Source organism: Blastococcus sp. KM273128, from assembly GCF_021698975.1.
GTDB lineage: Bacteria > Actinomycetota > Actinomycetes > Mycobacteriales > Geodermatophilaceae > Blastococcus.
In genome coordinates, this window is record NZ_SSXA01000195.1 from 1 (window position 1) to 422 (window position 422).

At 77.3% G+C, this 422-nt stretch carries 1 protein-coding gene; it reads right to left on the bottom strand.

The genetic code is table 11. The features are described from left to right. Positions 1–165 precede the first annotated feature (165 nt). On the bottom strand, positions 166–422 hold a 257-nt coding region (locus E9529_RS21555), incomplete at its 5' end, for a GNAT family N-acetyltransferase (RefSeq protein ID WP_236833293.1).

Consider the following 422-nt stretch of genomic DNA (forward strand, 5'->3'; position numbering starts at 1 on the left):
TCGGCGGGCAGGTCGCCGGCTACGCCGAGTACCGGCGCCGGGGCCCGTCGGTGGCGTTCACCCACACGGTCGTCGAGCCGGCGTTCGAGGGCCGGGGCGAGGAGGCGGGCGGGAACGGCGTCCATGCCCCGAAGACGGGGTCGGAACGGGGATCGGTTCCGCCGGTCAGCGGAGGGCGAACTGCGCCCGGCGCGCCTCGGGCACCAGGTCGGCGTAGCCGGGGTGCCGCTGGATCCAGCTGCGGATGAACGGGCAGAACGGCAGCACCGAGAGGCCCTCCGCCCGCACCGCGTCCAGCGCACCCCGGGCCAGGGCGGAGCCGACGCCCCGGCCCTCGAACGCCGGCTCGACGACCGTGTGGGTGAACGCCACCGACGGGCCCCGGCGCCGGTACTCGGCGTAGCCGGCGACCTGCCCGCCGA